Raw genomic sequence first — 5,184 nt, forward strand, 5'->3', positions numbered from 1 at the left:
GGGTACCCTGATAGCTTTGCTTGGGGGGCGAAGTGATTCCTTCCTGACCTCCTCCCCTCAATTTAATTGAGGGGCATCCCGCGGGGTTAACCCGCAGAAGCCAGGGCCATATTATGCACCCTGGGGTAAGGGAGTATATACTGCTAAGACAAGCAAGCTTACACCGGCAGAACAAAAAGAAATACAGTCTCATCCGAGGGTGGGAGCAAAGATCCTGGGCAAATCTCCCGAAAGAAGTAGTTGAAGCGGTTCTTTACCACCACGAAGACTATGGTGGCGGTGGTTATCCGGAAGGCATCGCTGGTGAAAAGATACCCCTTATGGCCCGGATCATCAGGGTGGTGGATTCTTATGACGCCATGAAGTCGGACAGGCCTTATCGCAGGGCGTTTTCCCAAAAGTGGGTAATAGAGGAACTAAGACGTTGTTCCGGGAAGCCGTTTGACCCGGCAGTGGCAGAAGCAATGAAAAAGGTTTTAGAGCGAGATTCGCAAAGACGGCCGATTATGTTTTTTGCACGCGCGTACTTTTATATTGAAAGGAGTATGTCAAAGTGGATGAGAGTCGGTTGGAAATGCTTGCCGAGCAGCTGGGTGCCAGTGAGCAGGAAGGAAAGCTCTGGCGCAAACTCTTGTTAGCAACTGTTTCGGACGCTACCGGAAGTAATTTGCGCGAAACGCTGCGGGAACCCCTGCTTGGGCTGCTTCAAGAACTAGGAGAAGCGGGGCTGGGGGCGAAACTGAAGCTTGTTATCGAGCGTGTACCAGCTTTTCCAACAGCTGAACTTTTGCCGCTGGTTCTGGAACTCTGTGGTGAACTAAGCCACGACAGGGAGCAGGCTGTTCGCGAGCTTGAGAACATGCTTTCGGAGTTGGCAACGCCGATCATCCGCATTTGGACCGAGGTACTGCTGGTGCCGCTGATTGGTAGTCTGGACACTGACCGGGCGCAGGCCATGGCAGAAAGGCTCTTGGAGCGCGCCAGTAGCACGCGGGCCAAAGTGGTAATTGTGGACGTCACCGGGGTGCCCACGATTGACACCGCAGCGGGAGGTTTTCTTATTGAAATGTTTAGCGCGGTGAAGTTGCTGGGAACGGAGGTTATCTTAACCGGCCTTAAACCCGAAATCGCCCACACCCTGGTCAAGTTAGGTATCGATTTCCGTATGGTGGTGATAGCGCGTGACCTTGAAGATGCTCTTCGCCAAGCTATAGTTATGCTCGAGGAGGAGAAGAGACAACGAAGGCAAATCGCATGGGTGGGTGGCAGTAACTTCCCGGGCGAAGGTGGAGGACATGGCGACATTTAAGGAGAAAGTGGTGCCAACCATAAGGATTGCAGATTGCTTGTTGGTGCCCATACAGATAGACCTCGACGATAAGACTGTGGAAAAGCTGCAAGCACAGCTATTGGCGGAAATTCAGGAACAACGTGTACGGGCGGTCATTCTGGACGTGCGGATGGTAGAAGTGATGGACAGCTACATATCCTATACTCTTTCGGAGACAGCTGCCATGGCCCACCTGATGGGGTGCCGCACGGTGATTTGCGGTATTCGGCCTCACGTGGCTCTAACCCTGGCACAAATGGGGATAGAACTGCAAGGCTTTTTGGTTGCCCGCGACCTCGAGCACGCTTTAGCTCTGGTATAGCCCCTTAAGAGAGGAGTAGGAGGTCTTGGCGCGGACAGTGAGAGAGTTGCTGGACATGCCGGCGGACGACTTTGACATAGTGGTGCGCATTGTACGGGAAGAAGACATAGCCGTAGCCAGGCAGATGGCCAAGCAACTTGCCCAAGAGTTTGGTTTTTCTCTTGCTGATGTAACCAAAATAGCTACTGCGGTTTCCGAACTTGCTCGCAATATCTATCGCTATGCGGAAACTGGCAAAATAATGATCCGCCAACGACTTGAGGAAAACGGCGGGCCTGCCATACAGGTGGTTGCGGTCGATCGCGGTCCGGGCATTGAGGACGTAGATCTCGTTCTGACGAAAGGTTACACAACGTATGAGCGCAGCCTGGGCATAGGGTTATCGGGAATAAGGCGCCTCATGGATTCTTTTGAGATTGTGTCCGAAGTCGGCACGGGCACTGCAGTGGTGGTGGAAAAGAGGAGACGCAAGTTTTGAGATTACAAGTTGAAAAACCGGAAACTGACCAGCAGGCACGAGAAGGCTCCGGGTGGGAAGTATCGGTTTATTCGCGTCCCCACCGGAGGGAGAAAGTAAACGGGGACTTTTGTTACGCTAAGGTATTGGATACCCGCGTACTGGTAGTCGTAGCAGATGTGCTAGGCCACGGGGAGGGAGCGCACCACGGAGCGGTGGTCCTGGCACGGGCGCTCCAGCGGGCCGCGGGTATTCTGCAGCAGGCATACGCTGTTGTGGATGAAGCGGCTTCACAGACGCGGGGATGTACCCTTTTTTTAGCCCTGCTTGACCGAACAGCGATAGAATATATCTTGGTCGGAAACGTCAGAGGGTGGGTACTAACGCGAAAAGGTACGGAGGTCCTGGTGGGGCAGCCGGGCATTGTAGGCAAGAGAATGTTTAATCCTGCCATCCGCCGGCTGGAGCTGTCGGGACCTGCTCTTCTTCTGGCCTGTACCGACGGGATCAAGCGCGGCTTTTCGCCCGCAGGTTTGTCGTGGCTCTGGGAGGGAACAGGAGAAGCAACGGCGCGCCGTGTGGTAGAGAGATATGGCATCGCCGAAGACGATGCCAGCGTGCTGGTAGGGAGGAGGTATGTCTAGTTGTCGGGGGAATTCTACTCGACTTACCGCAGTTATCTTGAACGTTATATGTACGAAGGGGCTACGGAGGGGCTGCTTCTCGAAGCGTACCAGGATCTGCCGCGCTACCTGGACGACAGCGAGGTGCAGGCAGCCAGCATTTTGGACGTGCATACACGTGCCTTACGGGAGGTCATGGGAATTAGGCGGGACAGCGATAATGTGCAGTGGATATACATAGCCCGTGCCACCGAGTTTTTGGCCCAGATCCTGGTAGTTATTGATATGTTTTTCCTCCAGCTGAAGGAAAAGGCCGAGCGCGATCATCTTACCGGGCTTTATAACCGGCTGGCCCTTTACCGTTTGCTTCCCCAGATGCTCGAAGAAGCTCAAAAGCAGGGAAAGCCGCTTGTTGTGGCCATGCTCGATTTGGATAATTTTAAGCGCATCAATGACCAGTACGGCCACCAGGCAGGCGACGACGCGCTTCGTTTCATAGCTGCTTTTATCAAAAGAGTTTTGCGGAATGATGACTTGGCCGTTCGCTTCGGCGGTGAAGAATTTGTAATTGTCCTTCCGGCGACGGACTTTGCTAAGGCCAGGATTCCGTTGGAACGAATTCGGACCCAAATAGCAGTGAAGGGGATGCTGCCACCGGGTGCCGAGGTTCTTACGGTAAGCATAGGAGTTGCCGGGTATGCCGGCCGTGGCCCTGTCGATCCCGACGAGCTAATCCGGCAAGCGGATGAAGCGATGTATCGAGCCAAACAATTGGGTAAAAACAAAGTGGTTTTTGCCAAGGGCGATGATGGGGAGTGAGCGTACGCGAGGTTTTCAAAGGGAATGCTGGAGCTTATTGAAGAAGTGACCCCCCAATCAAATTGGGGGCATCCTGCAGGGGTTAACCCGCAGAAGCCAGGGCCATATTATGTACCCTGGAAGTTTCCGTGTACCACCTTCCCCACGGGGTACGGTGGTACACGGCACGCCCGGTGAAACCTTCCGGCTTCACCGGCGGCCGGGCCAGCTCGGCAAGAGTTTTGTTGAGCAGGTTCACGGCGGAGTTCTCGTCGCGGCCCATGAGCAGCCCGCACTCCGGGCAGCGGTAGACCCGCACCGAAGGGTCGAGCTTCTGCCGGTGCCCGCAGCGGCTGCACTTCTGGGTACTGTAGCGTTCGTCGGCATTTTTCGCGTCCCTGCCCTGCAGGCTGCACTTGTAGGACAGGTAGCCGAGGAATTTCGCCAGCGGCCAGTCGTTCTGCACCGCTCGGTTGATTTTGGCATTGCCGCTACCCTTGGCCGGATCTCTGGATACCATGTCTTGTTTGTCGGGCTTTCCAACCGCAATAACGTCCCAGGGGCCTTCGGCAAGGAGCTTCGAGATCGCGTGCAGCTACTCCTGGTTCACCTGTGCCCTGCGGCGCCGGTAGAGCTCATCCGCCACGGTGTTCAGGCGCTTCCAGCGGCGGGAGCCTTTCTTGCACCTGTCGCGCAGGGATTTCACCCGGTCTGTCTGCCTGTCGAAGTAGGCGTTGATGCCGTTGGTGCGGGAGTGGATTTCCACCAGCAGGCCGGAATCGTCCGCACCGGCAAGAAATACTTTTCGCCCGGGGTCGAAGGCCACCACCCGCGCTTGCTTTTTCTCTTCCTGCGGCTTGGCTTCGACCCAGTGAGTGACATTGGCGTAGAAGGTACCGGCTTTGCGGTCGTAGGTGACGGTTAGGCTGTGGGCTTCGTGGGGGATGAATCTCGCCCCGGCAATGGCTATTCGTTCCCGGTGGCCGCCGCCCCCGGAGAGGATGAGAAAGCCGTCTTCCAGGGCGAACCCGCTCTGGACGTAGCACAGGGTGAAGAAGTAGCGGGAACTCTTGAACCGCGGCGGGCGGGCCGTCTCCTGGCTTTCGCCTGCCCTCTGGCTTCTCAGCCGCCTGAAAAAGGAGTTGAAGTTCTTCTGGACCAGCCGCAGGACTTCCTGGGCCACCAGGCTGTAGAGGATCTTAAACTCCGGAAAGGCTTCCTTGAGCTCAACCAGCTGGGCGTTCTGGTATTCATATGTGACGCCCGGCCGGGTACGGTTGTACCGCAGCCAGTGCCACCGGCGCTGCTCCAGGGCCAGATTGTACAGCCTGGTGACCGCACGGCTCATCTCCCAGAGCCATTCTCTCTGCTTGGGTGTGGGGGCCAGCTTGAGTCTGGCCGTCAGGAGGATCCTCTCCACCTTCATTCACCTTCTGGGCCTCAATGTACCGCCTGATGGTGTCGCCGGAAACCTGCCCCGCCGTCCCCACGTAATAGCTCGGGTTCCACAGGTGGCCGCCCCACAGCTTTTTCTTTAGTTCCGGGTGCTTTGTAAAGAGCGACCGGGCTGTAGAGCCCTTCGGTACCTTGGCAATTACAGCCGGGGCCACCTGCGGGAACGGTGCTGGACATGGGCCGGACCCTCACCCATAAA

Annotated in this window: 7 protein-coding genes and 2 pseudogenes; 6 read left to right on the plus strand and 3 right to left on the minus strand. The window is 56.2% G+C overall.

What is annotated here, in order from left to right:
- Nucleotides 1-122: 122 nt before the first annotated feature.
- The 6 genes and pseudogenes from H5U02_13855 (at nucleotide 123) to H5U02_13880 (ending at nucleotide 3,551) form a co-directional block, all read left to right on the plus strand.
- Nucleotides 123-488 (plus strand): annotated as a pseudogene (locus tag H5U02_13855) (HD domain-containing protein).
- 86 nt (nucleotides 489-574) lie between these two features.
- On the plus strand, nucleotides 575-1,309 hold the full coding sequence (locus tag H5U02_13860) for an STAS domain-containing protein (GenBank protein ID MBC7343507.1): 735 nt from the start codon (nucleotides 575-577) through the stop codon (nucleotides 1,307-1,309).
- Nucleotides 1,296-1,652, plus strand: coding sequence for an STAS domain-containing protein (locus H5U02_13865; GenBank protein MBC7343508.1), 357 nt, complete (start codon nucleotides 1,296-1,298; stop codon nucleotides 1,650-1,652). The genes H5U02_13860 and H5U02_13865 overlap by 14 nt, the downstream gene beginning before the upstream one ends.
- Before the next feature lie 55 nt (nucleotides 1,653-1,707).
- Nucleotides 1,708-2,130: an anti-sigma regulatory factor gene (locus H5U02_13870; protein MBC7343509.1), complete on the plus strand. Its 423-nt coding sequence runs from the start codon at nucleotides 1,708-1,710 to the stop codon at nucleotides 2,128-2,130.
- Complete coding sequence (locus tag H5U02_13875) at nucleotides 2,127-2,753, plus strand: SpoIIE family protein phosphatase (GenBank protein ID MBC7343510.1); 627 nt, start codon at nucleotides 2,127-2,129, stop codon at nucleotides 2,751-2,753. Before H5U02_13870 ends, H5U02_13875 begins: the two co-directional genes overlap by 4 nt.
- Nucleotides 2,754-3,551, plus strand: a complete 798-nt coding sequence (locus H5U02_13880) for a GGDEF domain-containing protein (protein ID MBC7343511.1) — start codon at nucleotides 2,754-2,756, stop codon at nucleotides 3,549-3,551.
- An 82-nt stretch (nucleotides 3,552-3,633) separates the two neighbouring features.
- On the opposite strand, the gene H5U02_13885 is transcribed toward H5U02_13880, so the two are convergent.
- The 3 genes and pseudogenes from H5U02_13885 to tnpA form a co-directional block, all read right to left on the minus strand.
- Nucleotides 3,634-4,050: a transposase gene (locus H5U02_13885; GenBank protein MBC7343512.1), complete on the minus strand. Its 417-nt coding sequence runs from the start codon at nucleotides 4,048-4,050 to the stop codon at nucleotides 3,634-3,636.
- Nucleotides 4,051-4,125: 75 nt separating this feature from the next.
- Nucleotides 4,126-4,956: a hypothetical protein gene (locus H5U02_13890; protein MBC7343513.1), complete on the minus strand. Its 831-nt coding sequence runs from the start codon at nucleotides 4,954-4,956 to the stop codon at nucleotides 4,126-4,128.
- A pseudogene (tnpA, locus tag H5U02_13895) lies at nucleotides 4,943-5,146 on the minus strand (IS200/IS605 family transposase). Before tnpA ends, H5U02_13890 begins: the two are co-directional and overlap by 14 nt.
- Between the last annotated feature and the right edge of the window lie 38 nt (nucleotides 5,147-5,184).

The organism is Clostridia bacterium, assembly GCA_014360065.1.
GTDB lineage: Bacteria > Bacillota > DSM-521 > Neomoorellales > JACIYF01 > JACIYF01.